The organism is Sphingobium sp. B8D3A (assembly GCF_025961995.1).
Taxonomy (GTDB): domain Bacteria; phylum Pseudomonadota; class Alphaproteobacteria; order Sphingomonadales; family Sphingomonadaceae; genus Sphingobium.
The window spans coordinates 3262351-3275264 of sequence record NZ_JAOQOS010000001.1; the positions used below are offsets into that span (position 1 = coordinate 3262351).

Below are 12914 nucleotides of genomic sequence, written 5' to 3' on the forward strand. Positions count from 1 at the left end.
CAGGATGACGGGCTGGCGGATCGTCGCGCGCGACGTGCGCGACGAGCTTGGCGAGGGCACGCTGTGGAGCGCGCGCGACAACGCGCTCTACTGGACGGACATTCTCGCGCCGGCTCTCAACCGGCTCTCGCTCGCCGATGGCACGGTCGACCGCTGGGCGATGCCCGAGCGGCTGGGCTGGGTGGTTGAGCGCGAAGAGGGCGGCTTCATTGCCGGGTTCCCGAGCGGCTTTGCGCGGCTCTCGCTCGATCCGCTGATCATCGAGCCGATCGGCAATCCCGAGCCGCATCTGCCGGACAATCGCATGAACGACGGCAAGGCCGATGCCAGCGGGACGATCTGGTGCGGCACCATGCACAGCCGGATCGAGGGCGAAAGCGGCACGCTCTACCGGTTCACGCCGGATGGTCGCTGGACGCCGATGGACAGCGGCTACACCGTCACCAACGGCCCTGCCTTCTCAACCTGCGGCCGCTGGCTCTACCATACCGACACCATGCGCGGCCTCATCTACCGGTTCGCGCGCACGCCGGATGGTGGCATCGCCGACCGCGAGGTCTTCGTCCGCTTTGGCGAGGGAGATGGCGGGCCGGATGGCATGACCGTCGATGCCGAGGACGGGCTGTGGGTCGCGCATTGGGGCGCCGGCCGGGTGAGCCGCTTCCGCCCCGATGGCACGCTGGATCATAGCATTGCGCTACCCGCCTCCCAGATCACCAATATCGCCTTTGCCGGTGAGAAGCTCGACCGGCTTTTCGTTACCTCTGCTGCGACCGGTCTGCCTCCGTCCGACTATGACGGCGCCCTGTTCGAGATCGAGACGCGTTTCAAGGGCGTCGCGCCGGGCCTTTTTCTGGCCTGACAACGACGCCGATCCTTCATCTGTCCATTCCTGATCACCTATTAGCGAGTGGCTATAACTTATAGCCTCACAGGCCGTTGCTTCTCCCTCCCTCTCCGCATGACAAGGTGTTTCAAAATAGGGAGAGCGACGATGAGCTTTGCAAGGAAGGTGGCGTCGAGAGCCGCGTGGCGTGGCGCCAGCCGGCTGATTATCGCGGCATGTGCGGGCCTTGGGCTTTCCGCCGCGATGGCACAACAAGGCGCGAATTCGCAGCAGGCCTCGCCGCCGGTCGGCCCTGACTGGACCTATTATCCGCAACCGACCAAGGCCCCCAAGGGCGCCCCCAATATCATCCTCGTCCTTATGGACGATGTGGGCTTCAGCGCCTCCACCGCTTATGGCGGCCCCATTCCGACACCGGTGTTCGACAGTCTGGCTGCCTCTGGCCTGCGCTACACGCGCTTCCACACAACCGCCATGTGCTCGCCGACGCGCGCCGCATTGCTCACCGGCCGCAATCACCATGCGGTCGGCAGCGGTTCGATCTCCAACGTGTCAATCGACGCGCCAGGTTATACCTCGGTAGTGCCGGACAGCGCCGCGACGCTGGGCCGCGTGCTGCGCGACAATGGCTATGACACGTCCTGGTTCGGCAAGAATCACAATATCCCCGACTGGGAGACCGGGCCGATGGGTCCATTCAAGCGCTGGCCGATCGGCATGGGCTTCGATTATTTCTACGGGTTCAACGGCGCGGGTGCCGATCAGTTCAACCCGACCATTGTCGAGAATATCAACCCCGTGCGGCGCGACCGGACGGACGATAATTATATCTTCGACCGTGACATGACCGACAAGATGCTGGGCTGGCTGGGCGCGCAGCAGGCGCAGGACCCGAACAAACCCTTCTTCCTGTATGTCGCGCCCGGCGCCATGCACGGCCCGCAGCAGGCCCCGGCCGATTGGGTGGCCAAGTTCAAGGGCAAGTTCGACATGGGCTGGGACAAGATGCGCGACCAGATCTTCGCGCGTCAAAAAGCCATGGGTATCATCCCCAAAGATGCCCGCATGGCGCCGCCCCTGCCCGGCATGCCGCGCTGGGATAGCCTGCCCGCCGACCAGAAGGCGCTTTACGCGCATATGATGGAAGTGGCCGCCGCGCAGCTTGCCTTCTTCGACAATCAACTGGGTCGCGTGATCGAGCGGGTGCGTCAGGATGGCGAGTTGGACAACACGCTGGTGATCTTCATCAACGGCGATAACGGCGCGGCGCTGCACAATATGTACGGCTCGATCAACGCTTACTCGCAGTTCGCCGGCATCAAGGAAACGCCCGAAACGCTGCTGCCGCAGAAGGACAAATTCGGTACAGAGGAAAGCTTCGGAAACTATCCGGTCGGCTGGGGCTATGCGCTTAACACGCCCTACCCATGGGGCAAGACGGTCGCCTCCCAGCTCGGCGGGCTGCGTGTGGGGATGGTCGTGTCCTGGCCTGACAAGATCAAGGACAAGGGCGGCATACGCACCCAGTTCAGCCATGTCGTCGACATCGCGCCGACCATCTATGACGTGGTGGGGATCACCCCGCCGGCCACGGTGGATGGCGTGGCCCAGCAGCCGATCGACGGCATTTCGATGAAGTATAGTTTCGATGCCCCCAAGGCCCCGTCGCAGCGGCGCGAGCAGTATTTCGAGATGCTGGGCAGCCGCGGCTATTACAAGGATGGCTGGTTCGCCGGCACCGAGGTCAATTGGGAGCCATGGGGACCGAACAAGACCGACCCGACCAAGGCTGGCTGGGAGCTGTATAATCTCAACGAGGACTGGTCGCAGACCCGCAATGTCGCCGCGCAATATCCCGACAAGCTGGCCGAACTGAAGGCAGACTTCGAGGCCGCAGCCCAGAAGTTCCATGTCTATCCGCTCTCGGCCGACTTCTTCGAGCGGCTGAACTACAAATATCGCCCCAACGCCCTCGCGCCCGAGCGGACGCGCACTTATTATACGAGCGACATTCGCTATCCGGCCGTAACCTTCCCGGAACTCAACCCCAACTGGACTGCTGAAGCCCGTGTCAAACTCACCGGCTCAGCGGTGAGTGGGCCGATCCTGACCCAGGGCGCCAAGTTCGCGGGTTACACCCTCGCGATGGAGAACGGCGTGCCGGTCTTCACCTACAACCCCTCGGGCCGCGCGCAGGAACGCAAGATCCTGCGTGGCACCCAGGCGCTCGGGGCCGGCGACCATGTGATCACCGCCCAGATCGCCCCGGCGAGCGAAGGGCTGACGATCTCGTTGCTGGTGGACGGCAAGTCGCAAGCAACGGCGTCGATCCCCCGCGTCATCAAGATCGTGACCGGCGAAGCGATGATCGGCCACGCGCTGATCGATGATCGCACGGGGCCACTGAACTTCCCCGATACGATCGAGAAGGTGACGATCACCAGCTACTGAAACCAGCACTTGCCCATGGCCGCCTGCCAATTGGTGGGCGGCCATGTCATTTGGGGTACGCAGGCCGCTTAACGGCCGCTGTTGACCAGCAGCAAGATGGCCACGATCAGGATCGCGAGTGCCTGGAAGGTCACGCGGCCCATCATCGCCTTGTTCTGGCGCAGGCTGGACTGGCTCGGGCCGGTGCCATCGCCTTTCAGCTCCGCCTCGGTCGTGCGCAGGAACGTCACAATGCCGCGAACGAGCATGAAAAGTGCGCCTAGCATGGCGAGCACCAGCAGGATGATCATGAGGGCGTTGCCCATAGCTTGTCTCCTTGTGGCCCCGATTTAGGAGGCTTCGACCCTGATTCCAACCGGAAAGCGGCCAGCCCGCAAATCTTCCGCGAGCGCCGGCCCGGAAAGGCCCTGATCGCGCAGTGCCGCGAGGCTCAGGCCATCGGCGCGCTTGGCAAGGCGCTTGCCCGCCGCATCCACGATCAGCCGGTGATGCCGGTAGCGCGGACTGGGGAGGCCGAGCAGCGCCTGCAGGGTGCGATGGGCGTGGGTGGAGGCGAACACGTCCCGCCCCCGAATGACATGCGTGACGCCCTGTACCGCATCATCGACCACCACCGCGAGATGATAGCTGGCTGGCCGGTCCCGCCCCTTGATGATCAGATCGCCCAACGCATCCGGCTCGACCGGGACGGTGCCGGCAAAATCGTCCTGCCAGACCAGCGGACCAGTGCGCGCCAGCGCCGCGCCCATATCCAGCCGCCAGCTATGCGGATCGCCCGCCGCGATCCGTGCGGCGCGCTCGTCCGGCGACAGCGCGCGGCAGGTGCCGGGATACAGCGGCCCGTCCGCGCCATGCGGGGCATGCAGGCTCGCGGCGAGTTCTCGCGCGATATCGCCGCGCGTGCAGAAGCAGGGATAGACGACGCCCGTTGCCTTGAGTCGGTCCAGCGCCTGCTCATAGGCATCGAAGCGCGTCGACTGGATCAGCAGCCCATCCCAGCCGATGCCGAGCCACTGCAGGTCTTCATAGATGCCCTCGGTAAACGCGGGCCGGCAGCGGGTGACGTCGGTATCCTCGATGCGCAGCAGGAAGGTGCCGTCATTTTCCCGCGCGAAGTCATGAGCCTGCAACGCCGACCAGCCATGGCCGATGTGCAGGCGCCCGGTCGGGCTGGGCGCGAAACGGGTCACCACATGTCGTGGAGAGTCGTTTTCCATCATACAAGGCCTTGACGAAGACTCATCGTCTCTGCTGTCATATGCGCGTCACGCTTCTCTTGGAGAGAGTGCGGCGAAACGAAAGGGGCAAGAGCGCGCATGTATCATCCCGATCGAATACGCCATCCAGAAAATTGCCCGGCGCTCGTGTTGAACGCCGACTACACCCCGCTTTCTTATTATCCGCTGAGCCTCTGGCCCTGGCAAACCGCCATCAAGGCGGTTTTTTTGGATCGGGTGGACATCGTCTCCAGCTATGAGCAGGAAGTTCATTCGCCCAGTCTGCAAATGCAAATCCCCTCGGTGATCGCGCTCAAGCAATATGTGCGGCCGAGCGAGCATCCCGCCTTCACCCGTTTCAACCTCTTCCTGCGCGACAAATTCTCCTGCCAATATTGCGGATCGACCAAGGATCTCACCTTCGATCACGTCGTGCCACGCCGCGCCGGGGGCCGCACGACCTGGGAGAATGTCGCCACCGCCTGCTCGCCGTGCAACCTCAGGAAAGGTGGACGCACCCCGCGCGAGGCGCATATGCCGCTGCGCCAAATGCCGATCCGCCCGACGACCTGGCAATTGCAGGACCATGGCCGCGCCTTCCCGCCCAACCATCTGCACGAGAGCTGGCACGACTGGCTCTATTGGGATGTCGAACTGCTGGCCTGAGCCAGGGAACCCGTCTCCGCCCTGCCCCTTGCACGCGGCTCTGGAGCCGCTAAGAAGCCGCGATGGACCGTATCCTCATCCGCGGCGGCAAGCCGCTCTCCGGCAAACTCCCCATCTCCGGCGCGAAGAACGCCGCGCTGACGCTGCTGCCTTGCGCGCTGCTGACCGAGGAACCGGTAACCCTGCGCAACCTGCCCCGCCTGGCGGACGTGGACAGCTTCGGCCATCTGCTCAACCAGCTTGGCGTCTCGACCACCATCGAGGGATCGCGGCAGGAAGATTTCGGCCGGGTGATGACGCTCAAGGCCGCGCGCGTCACCTCGTCGGTCGCGCCCTATGACATCGTGCGCAAGATGCGCGCCTCCATCGTTGTGCTGGGGCCACTGCTGGCGCGCACCGGCGAGGCGACCGTTTCGTTGCCCGGCGGCTGCGCGATCGGCAATCGCCCCATCGACTTCCACCTGCGCGCGTTCGAGACGCTGGGCGCGACGATCGAGATGGCCAATGGCTATGTCCGCGCCATTGCGCCGGATGGTGGTCTTAAGGGCGCGCTCGTCACCCTGCCCTTCCCCTCGGTCGGCGCCACCGAGAACACGCTGATGGCCGCCGCGCTCGCCAATGGCGAGACGATCATCGAGAATGCCGCGCGCGAGCCTGAGATTGTCGACCTGTGCGGCCTGCTTGTCGCCATGGGTTGCGAGATCGAGGGCATCGGTACGGACCGGATCGTCATCCACGGCAAGCAGCGCCTCTATGGCACCACCTATCGGGTGATGGCAGACCGCATCGAGGCGGGAAGCTATGCCTGCGCCGCTGCGATCACCGGCGGGGAGCTGGATCTGATCGGTGCCAATGCCGACGACATGCACGCGATCCTCAAGGGCCTGCGCGATGCCGGCGTCCACATTGAGGAAAGCAAGACCGGCATCAAGGTCGCGGCCGATGGCCCGCTCAAGCCGCTGACGCTGACCACCGCGCCGCACCCCGGCTTCCCCACCGACATGCAGGCGCAATTCATGGCGATGCTGACGCTGGCCGGTGGCGCGAGCGTGCTCACAGAGACGATCTTCGAGAACCGCTACATGCACGTGCCCGAGCTGGCTCGCATGGGCGCGGATATCACCGTGAATGGCCGCACCGCCGTGGTGCGCGGCGTGGAAAAGCTGACCGGCGCGCCCGTGATGGCGACCGACCTGCGCGCCTCGATGAGCCTGATTCTCGCCGGCCTCGCCGCACAGGGCGAAACCGTAGTGAGCCGCGTCTACCATCTCGACCGGGGCTATGAGCGGCTGGAAGAGAAGTTGAGCGCGGTCGGCGCCGACATCGAGCGCGACAGCGACGGGTAAGCTCGCGTGGGGCCGTACAGTCCCCGACTGAGTGACGTTTGCAGACAGACCCAGATCCTCCTTGAGCGTGCTCGAGGAGGGGGACCGCCGGCAAAACCGGTGGTGGAGGGGTCATAATCCGACGCTTCGCATCAGCCCCTCCACCATTTGCTGCGCAAACGGTCCCCCTCCCCATGCAGACATGGGGCGGAACTTGGAAGGCTGCTGCGAACTTCCCCTTTTCGTCATTCCCGCGAACGCGGGAATCCAGGGGCGCCTGCGCAGTGCGGCTGGATTCTGGATTCCCGCGTTCGCGGGAATGACGGTGATTGAAATCGGCGGATGACTCTGCCGCCGATCTTACCGGCAAAGGACTAGAGCGGCCCTCTCAGGCCGCCGTATCGATGCCCAGTTCGGCCAGCTTGCGATACAGCGTCGAGCGGCCGATGCCGAGGCGGCGCGCCACTTCCGTCATGCGGCCGCGATAATGGCCGATGGCGAGGCGAATGACGTCGGCCTCGATATCGGCCAGCGCGCGCAGATGGCCGTTCGGCTCATAGAGCGTGACGCCGATGCCACTTTCCTGCGCGTTGCGGACCATGGGCGTGACCTGCCCGTTCTCGCGTCGCACCGGCTCGCTCTGGTTGAGCTTGCCGGAGAGTTGCGGGAAATCCGCGGCCGTGAGGGCATCGCCCTCACACAACACGGCCGCGCGGAAGAGCGTGTTGTGCAACTGACGGACATTGCCCGGCCAATCGTGCAGGGCGAGCAGGTTGATCGCCTCATTGGTGATGCCGAGGCTGCGCATCCCCGGCTGCGCGACAACCCGCTCCAGCAGATGACGCGCCAGCGCGGGAATATCGCCGCGACGATCCCGCAGCGGCGGAATGGTCAGCTGGACGACGTTGAGGCGGTAATAAAGGTCTTCGCGGAAACGCCCCGCCTCCACCTCGTCAAGCAGCCGCTTGTTAGTCGCCGCGATCACGCGGACATCGACCTGACTGGGCAGGCGCGCGCCGACGGGCTGGATCTCGCCATCCTGCAACACCCGCAACAGCTTGACCTGCGCATCAAGCGGCAATTCGCTGATCTCGTCGAGAAAGATCGTGCCGCCATTGGCAGTACTGAACTTGCCGACATGCCGATCGAACGCGCCAGTAAAGGCGCCGCGTTCATGGCCGAACAGGTCCGATTCGACCAGATTGGACGGGATCGCGCCGCAATTGACCGTCACCATGGGCGCGCGGGCGCGCGGACTGGCGGCGTGGATGGCATGGGCGATGACTTCCTTGCCGACACCGCTTTCCCCCTCGATGAGGATGGGCACGCGAGCTCGGGCGGCTTTGGCGGCGATGGCGAGGGCAGAGCGGAAGGTGGGCGAGGAGCCGACAATCTCGTCGAAGCCGAGCGGTGCCCGGTTCTTTTCGGTGAGCGGGCGCAATTCACCCGCACTACCGGCATGGTTGAGCGCAGCCTGCAGCGCGCTCAGGAAACTGTCCGGCGCGATCGGCTTGATAAGGAAATCATGGGCGCCGGCCCGCATCGCATCCACCGCCCGCTCGGCAGAGCCATTGGCGGTGATGACCAGAACCGGCAATTGCGGGCGACGGACGCCGATGGCACGGATGAGGTCGCTGGCCTCGCCTTCCTGCGTCCAGTCGTCGATCATCACGGCATTGATGCGCGCGCCTTCACGGGACTCGAGCAGCTCGAGCGCATCCTCCGCCGTGCTCGCGCTCATCGCGCGCCAGCCTGCCCGATGCGCCATGGCAATATTGAGTCGGCGCTGCGCCGGCTCGTCATCGACCAGCAGCAGAACAGGATTTTCGGGATCGGTCATGCTCTCTTCCGCTCGTTGCAGCCGACGGAATTAAAGAGAGGGGGTAAAGAGGCTGTTAAGCCGACCTGTCTTTGCGGCAAGCTGCTTGAGGCCGCCAAATAATGCCGCTAGGACATTGCGAAGACGACAATCTGGAACAGGATAGCCATGGCGAACGAACAGGACATGAATCAGGCAACCGGCAGCTACAGCGGCTTCGTGACGCTGATGAAGTGGGGCACGATTCTCAGCGCAATCGCCGCGCTCATCGTCATCATGATCATCGCCTGATCCCTCCGAACGGGGGGATGTTCATGAAAATCGCCGTCATTCGCGAGACCGCCGCTGGCGAGCGGCGCGTGGCCGCGTCGCCCGAAACCGTCCGCAAGTTCAAGGCGCTCGGTGCGGAGCTGGCGGTGGAAACGGGCGCGGGCCTTTCTGCCAGCGTCTCCGATGCCGAGTATGAGGCCGCGGGAGCGACGGTGACCGACCGGGCTGCCACCGTGCAGAACGCGGGCATTATCCTGTGCGTGCAGGGGCCGGAGCCCGAGAGCATTGCGGGCGCGGCGCCGGGCGCATGGCTGGTCGGATCGCTCAACCCCTTTGGCGAGCGCGCGCGGATCGATCGTTATGCGGCCGCCGGGCTGGAAGCATTGGCCATGGAGTTCATGCCGCGCATCACCCGCGCGCAGAGCATGGACATTCTCTCCTCCCAGTCCAACCTCTCGGGCTACAAGGCGGTGCTGGACGCCGCTGCCGAATATGGCCGCGCCTTCCCGATGATGATGACGGCGGCCGGCACCGTGTCCGCCGCGCGCGTCTTCGTGATGGGTGTGGGCGTCGCAGGCCTTCAGGCCATCGCCACCGCCCGCCGGCTCGGCGCGCAGGTGAGCGCGACGGACGTGCGCGCCGCGACCAAGGAACAGATCGAATCGCTCGGCGCCAAGCCGATCTTCGTGGACGCGGTGAAGGGCATCGAGGGCGAAGGCAGCGGCGGCTATGCCACCGAAATGTCGCCGGAATATCAGAAAGCGCAGGCCGAGCTGGTTTCCAGCCATATCGCCAAGCAGGACATCGTGATCACCACCGCGCTGATCCCCGGCCGCGCGGCGCCGCGCCTGATCTCGGACGCGCAGATCGCGACGATGAAGCCGGGCAGCGTGATCGTGGATCTGGCCGTCGAGCAGGGCGGCAATGTCGAGGGCGCGGTGCCAGGCGAAATCGCCCTGCGCCATGGCGTGAAGATCGTCGGCCACCGCAACATGCCTTCGCGCCTCGCGGCGGACACTTCCGCGCTGTTCGCGCGCAATCTCTACAATTTCCTGTCCGCTTATTGGGACAAGGACGCCAATGCGCCTGTGCCGCCGGATGACGACGAGATCGTAAAAGGCATCCGCGTCACCCAGGGCGGCAAGGTGGTAAATGAGAGGCTGCAGACAAGCAGCACCTAGTCTCCATGGGAGGGGACCAGAATCATGGACTTCATTGCGATTCTTTCGATTTTCGTGCTGGCCTGCTTCGTCGGCTATTATGTCGTGTGGTCGGTCACGCCCGCGCTGCATACGCCGCTGATGGCGGTGACCAACGCGATTTCCTCGGTCATCATCGTCGGCGCGCTCATCGCGGCGGCGGAGGCTGGCAATCCGCTGGCTGAGTGGCTGGGGCTGATCGGTGTGGTGCTCGCCTCGATCAACATCTTCGGCGGCTTTGCCGTGACCGAGCGGATGCTGGCGATGTACAAGAAGAAGGAGCGCAAGTGATGCTGGCGTTCCTGCCTGTCGGGCCGCTGGCGGCCCTCGCCTATCTCATTTCCGGCGTGCTGTTCATTCTGGCGCTGCGCGGCCTTTCCAATCCGGAGAGCAGCCGGCGCGGCAATCGCTTCGGCATGCTCGGCATGTTTATCGCGGTGGGTACCACCGTGGCGACGCATGATGCGGTGGCAATGCCGCGCATCGGCATCGCGATCATCATGGGCGGCGTGCTCGGCTTCGTGATCGCGCGGCGGATCGCCATGACGGCCATGCCACAGCTCGTCGCGGCCTTTCACAGCCTCGTCGGCCTTGCCGCCGTGCTGGTCGGCGTCGCCGCCTTCCTCAGCCCGGTTTCCTTCGGCATTGCCGATGAGCTGACCGGCGCCATCCATGCCGCCAGCCGCATCGAGATGGCGCTAGGCGTGGCAATCGGCGCGATCACTTTCTCCGGTTCGGTCATCGCCTTCCTCAAGCTCAACGGCAATATGAGCGGCAAGCCCATCCTGCTGCCGGTGCGCCACATCATCAACATCGGCACGCTGCTGGCGATCCTCTTCTTCACCTACGGCTTCTGGCACAGCCAGGCGCCGATGGACTTCTGGATCATCCTCGTCCTCGCCTTCGTCATCGGCTTCCTGCTCATCATCCCCATTGGCGGGGCCGACATGCCGGTCGTCGTCTCGATGCTGAACAGCTATTCCGGCTGGGCCGCGGCCGCGATGGGCTTCACGCTCGGCAATAGCGCGATGATCATCACCGGGGCGCTGGTCGGCTCCTCGGGCGCGATCCTCAGCTACATCATGTGCAAGGCGATGAACCGCAGCTTCCTGTCCGTAATTGCCGGCGGGTTCGGCGCAGAAGCGGCGAGCGGCGACGGCGAAGCAAAGGAGCAGCGCCCGTGGAAGCGCGGCAGCGCGGAAGACGCGGCGTTCCTGATGAAGCAGGCGGACAGCGTCATCATCGTGCCCGGATACGGCATGGCCGTTTCCCAGGCGCAGCACGCGCTGCGCGAGATGGGCGACATGCTCAAGGCGGAGGGCGTGAGCGTCAAATATGCCATCCACCCGGTGGCAGGCCGCATGCCCGGCCATATGAACGTGCTGCTGGCCGAAGCGAATGTGCCTTATGACGAGGTGTTCGAGCTGGAGGACATCAACAGCGAATTCGCGCAGACCGACGTCGCCTTCGTCATCGGCGCCAATGACGTGACCAATCCCGCGGCCAAGACGGACAAGTCCTCGCCGATCTACGGCATGCCGATCCTCGATGTGGCCAACGCCAAGACCGTGCTGTTCGTGAAGCGCTCCATGGGCGGCGTGGGCTATGCGGGGGTGGACAATGACGTCTTCTACATGGACAACACCATGATGCTGCTCGCCGATGCCAAGAAGATGGTCGAAGAGATCGTCAAGTCGCTCGGGCACTGACACGCAAGATGGAGTTTTGATGCGCAAGCTTGGACTGATCGGTGGCATCTCCTGGACGTCCACGGCCCGCTATTACGACCTCATCAACCGCTCCGTGCAGCGCGAGCTGGGCGGGCTGCACAGCGCGACCCTGCTGATTGACAGCCTCGACTTTGCCGATGTCGCCCGCTGCGCCTCGGCCAATGACTGGGATTGCGGGGCCGGCCACATGGTCGGCGCAGCCAAGCGCCTGCAGGCCGCTGGTGCGGAAGCGCTGATGATCTGCGCCAACAGCCTACACAAGGTGGTGCCGCAGATCGGGGCGAGCGTGGACCTGCCGGTCATCCACATCATCGACGAGATCGGCGCGCGGCTGAAGGCGGACAAGGTGAAATCGGTCGCGCTGGTCGGCACCAGCAATGTGATGAGCGACCGCGATTATCGCCAGCATCTGGTGCAGGAAGGCGGCGTCTCACTGCTGCCAGCCGAGGCCGATCTGGCCGAGGGCATCGATAAGCTCGTCTATACCGAGCTGGCGGCCGGCATCATCACCCGCGAGGCCGAGCGCTACATGAAGACCGAGCTGACCAACATCGCCAAGGAGGATGTGCAGGCCGTGGTTCTCGCCTGCACGGAGCTCGACCTGATCGTGGACGTGAACGCCAATGTGTTGCCGATCTACGACAGCACGACCATCCATGCCGAGGCCGGCGCCCGCTTCGTGCTGGGCAAATAGCCGGACCGCTTTGGGCTTGTGCCGGGGTTCGCGCCGGGCGATACATACGGTCCTAATGGTTTGAAAGACCAAGCGAGAGGATCTGCCCGATGCGAGTCTCCCCGACCAAGATCTCGTTGCCTTTGATCGCCGCCGCGCTGCTGCTGAGCACCGCGCCTGCTTATGCCCAGATGCGGGCACTCAATGACGCGGTGGTGGCGCATCCCGACCCCGAATCGCTGTTCACCAGCCCGGACCCGAAGCTGCATCGCAACAAGCAGGCCGCGCTCAAGATCGTGAAGGAGCTGCTGGAGGCCAATCACTGGGACCGCGCGCCGCTCTACCTCACCGATCGCTACATCCAGCACAATCCGATGGCGGGTTCGGGCCTCAAGGCGGTGATGGACTTCTTCATGAACGTCGCCAAGCGCACGCCCACGCCGATCCCTGAAAAGATGAAGACCCCGGTAGTGGCGGTGCAGGCCGAGGGTGACTTCGTGACGGTCAGCTTCGTGCGGGAAGCGCCCTATCCCAACGATCCCTCCAAAACCTACACAACGACCTGGTTCGACATGTGGCGCTTTGTCGACGGCAAGGCCGACGAGCATTGGGACCCGGCGACGCTGCCCGCCGCCCCGCCGCCCGCCGCAGCCCCGACGGCGGCGCCCGCCGCGCCGTCCCAGCCCGTGCCGCCGCCGGCCGGCTGAACCATAAACA

Annotated in this window: 13 protein-coding genes; 10 read left to right on the forward strand and 3 right to left on the reverse strand. The window is 64.6% G+C overall.

Annotation, left to right across the window (positions count from 1 at the left end; translation table 11 throughout):
* Positions 1-4 precede the first annotated feature (4 nt).
* Positions 5-862, forward strand: coding sequence for an SMP-30/gluconolactonase/LRE family protein (locus tag M2342_RS15100; protein WP_264579685.1), 858 nt, complete (start codon positions 5-7; stop codon positions 860-862).
* A gap of 132 nt (positions 863-994) precedes the next feature.
* Entirely contained in the window at positions 995-3298 is a 2304-nt protein-coding gene (locus tag M2342_RS15105) for an arylsulfatase (protein ID WP_264579686.1), read from the forward strand.
* A 68-nt stretch (positions 3299-3366) separates the two neighbouring features.
* Here the strand turns inward: M2342_RS15105 and M2342_RS15110 are convergent, their stop codons facing one another.
* Together M2342_RS15110 and gluQRS are read right to left on the reverse strand one after the other, a co-directional pair.
* Complete coding sequence (locus M2342_RS15110; protein WP_181560534.1) at positions 3367-3603, reverse strand: twin transmembrane helix small protein; 237 nt, start codon at positions 3601-3603, stop codon at positions 3367-3369.
* Between the two features lie 24 nt (positions 3604-3627).
* A complete protein-coding gene (gene gluQRS / locus M2342_RS15115) occupies positions 3628-4518 on the reverse strand; it encodes a tRNA glutamyl-Q(34) synthetase GluQRS (RefSeq protein WP_264579687.1) in 891 nt (296 codons plus the stop codon).
* Positions 4519-4614: 96 nt separating this feature from the next.
* On the opposite strand from gluQRS, the gene M2342_RS15120 reads away from it, so the two are divergent.
* Together M2342_RS15120 and murA are read left to right on the forward strand one after the other, a co-directional pair.
* Complete coding sequence (locus M2342_RS15120; RefSeq protein WP_264577436.1) at positions 4615-5181, forward strand: HNH endonuclease; 567 nt, start codon at positions 4615-4617, stop codon at positions 5179-5181.
* Between the two features lie 62 nt (positions 5182-5243).
* On the forward strand, positions 5244-6527 hold the full coding sequence (gene murA, locus M2342_RS15125) for a UDP-N-acetylglucosamine 1-carboxyvinyltransferase (RefSeq protein WP_264573530.1): 1284 nt from the start codon (positions 5244-5246) through the stop codon (positions 6525-6527).
* 367 nt (positions 6528-6894) lie between these two features.
* On the opposite strand, the gene M2342_RS15130 is transcribed toward murA, so the two are convergent.
* Complete coding sequence (locus M2342_RS15130) at positions 6895-8346, reverse strand: sigma-54-dependent transcriptional regulator (RefSeq protein ID WP_264579688.1); 1452 nt, start codon at positions 8344-8346, stop codon at positions 6895-6897.
* 147 nt (positions 8347-8493) lie between these two features.
* Between M2342_RS15130 and M2342_RS15135 the strand changes: the two genes are divergently transcribed.
* From M2342_RS15135 to M2342_RS15160, 6 genes are all read left to right on the forward strand, one after another.
* On the forward strand, positions 8494-8616 hold the full coding sequence (locus tag M2342_RS15135) for an aa3-type cytochrome c oxidase subunit IV (protein WP_264579689.1): 123 nt from the start codon (positions 8494-8496) through the stop codon (positions 8614-8616).
* A gap of 23 nt (positions 8617-8639) precedes the next feature.
* Positions 8640-9776 (forward strand): Re/Si-specific NAD(P)(+) transhydrogenase subunit alpha, encoded by a 1137-nt coding sequence (locus tag M2342_RS15140; RefSeq protein WP_264579690.1) that lies wholly within the window; start codon positions 8640-8642, stop codon positions 9774-9776.
* A gap of 24 nt (positions 9777-9800) precedes the next feature.
* Positions 9801-10085, forward strand: a complete 285-nt coding sequence (locus M2342_RS15145) for an NAD(P) transhydrogenase subunit alpha (RefSeq protein WP_264573533.1) — start codon at positions 9801-9803, stop codon at positions 10083-10085.
* Positions 10085-11503, forward strand: coding sequence for an NAD(P)(+) transhydrogenase (Re/Si-specific) subunit beta (locus M2342_RS15150; RefSeq protein WP_264577433.1), 1419 nt, complete (start codon positions 10085-10087; stop codon positions 11501-11503). The genes M2342_RS15145 and M2342_RS15150 overlap by 1 nt, the downstream gene beginning before the upstream one ends.
* Before the next feature lie 19 nt (positions 11504-11522).
* Positions 11523-12218, forward strand: coding sequence for an aspartate/glutamate racemase family protein (locus M2342_RS15155; protein ID WP_264579691.1), 696 nt, complete (start codon positions 11523-11525; stop codon positions 12216-12218).
* A gap of 89 nt (positions 12219-12307) precedes the next feature.
* Positions 12308-12904, forward strand: a complete 597-nt coding sequence (locus M2342_RS15160; RefSeq protein WP_264579692.1) for a nuclear transport factor 2 family protein — start codon at positions 12308-12310, stop codon at positions 12902-12904.
* The last annotated feature ends 10 nt before the right edge of the window (positions 12905-12914 follow it).

Coding starts and splice junctions, on each gene's coding strand:
- M2342_RS15100 (WP_264579685.1), top strand. CDS start 5: ATGACGGGCTGGCGGATCGTCGCGCGCGACGTGCGCGACGAGCTTGGC.
- M2342_RS15105 (WP_264579686.1), top strand. CDS start 995: ATGAGCTTTGCAAGGAAGGTGGCGTCGAGAGCCGCGTGGCGTGGCGCC.
- M2342_RS15110 (WP_181560534.1), bottom strand. CDS start 3,603: ATGGGCAACGCCCTCATGATCATCCTGCTGGTGCTCGCCATGCTAGGC.
- gluQRS (WP_264579687.1), bottom strand. CDS start 4,518: ATGATGGAAAACGACTCTCCACGACATGTGGTGACCCGTTTCGCGCCC.
- M2342_RS15120 (WP_264577436.1), top strand. CDS start 4,615: ATGTATCATCCCGATCGAATACGCCATCCAGAAAATTGCCCGGCGCTC.
- murA (WP_264573530.1), top strand. CDS start 5,244: ATGGACCGTATCCTCATCCGCGGCGGCAAGCCGCTCTCCGGCAAACTC.
- M2342_RS15130 (WP_264579688.1), bottom strand. CDS start 8,346: ATGACCGATCCCGAAAATCCTGTTCTGCTGCTGGTCGATGACGAGCCG.
- M2342_RS15135 (WP_264579689.1), top strand. CDS start 8,494: ATGGCGAACGAACAGGACATGAATCAGGCAACCGGCAGCTACAGCGGC.
- M2342_RS15140 (WP_264579690.1), top strand. CDS start 8,640: ATGAAAATCGCCGTCATTCGCGAGACCGCCGCTGGCGAGCGGCGCGTG.
- M2342_RS15145 (WP_264573533.1), top strand. CDS start 9,801: ATGGACTTCATTGCGATTCTTTCGATTTTCGTGCTGGCCTGCTTCGTC.
- M2342_RS15150 (WP_264577433.1), top strand. CDS start 10,085: ATGCTGGCGTTCCTGCCTGTCGGGCCGCTGGCGGCCCTCGCCTATCTC.
- M2342_RS15155 (WP_264579691.1), top strand. CDS start 11,523: ATGCGCAAGCTTGGACTGATCGGTGGCATCTCCTGGACGTCCACGGCC.
- M2342_RS15160 (WP_264579692.1), top strand. CDS start 12,308: ATGCGAGTCTCCCCGACCAAGATCTCGTTGCCTTTGATCGCCGCCGCG.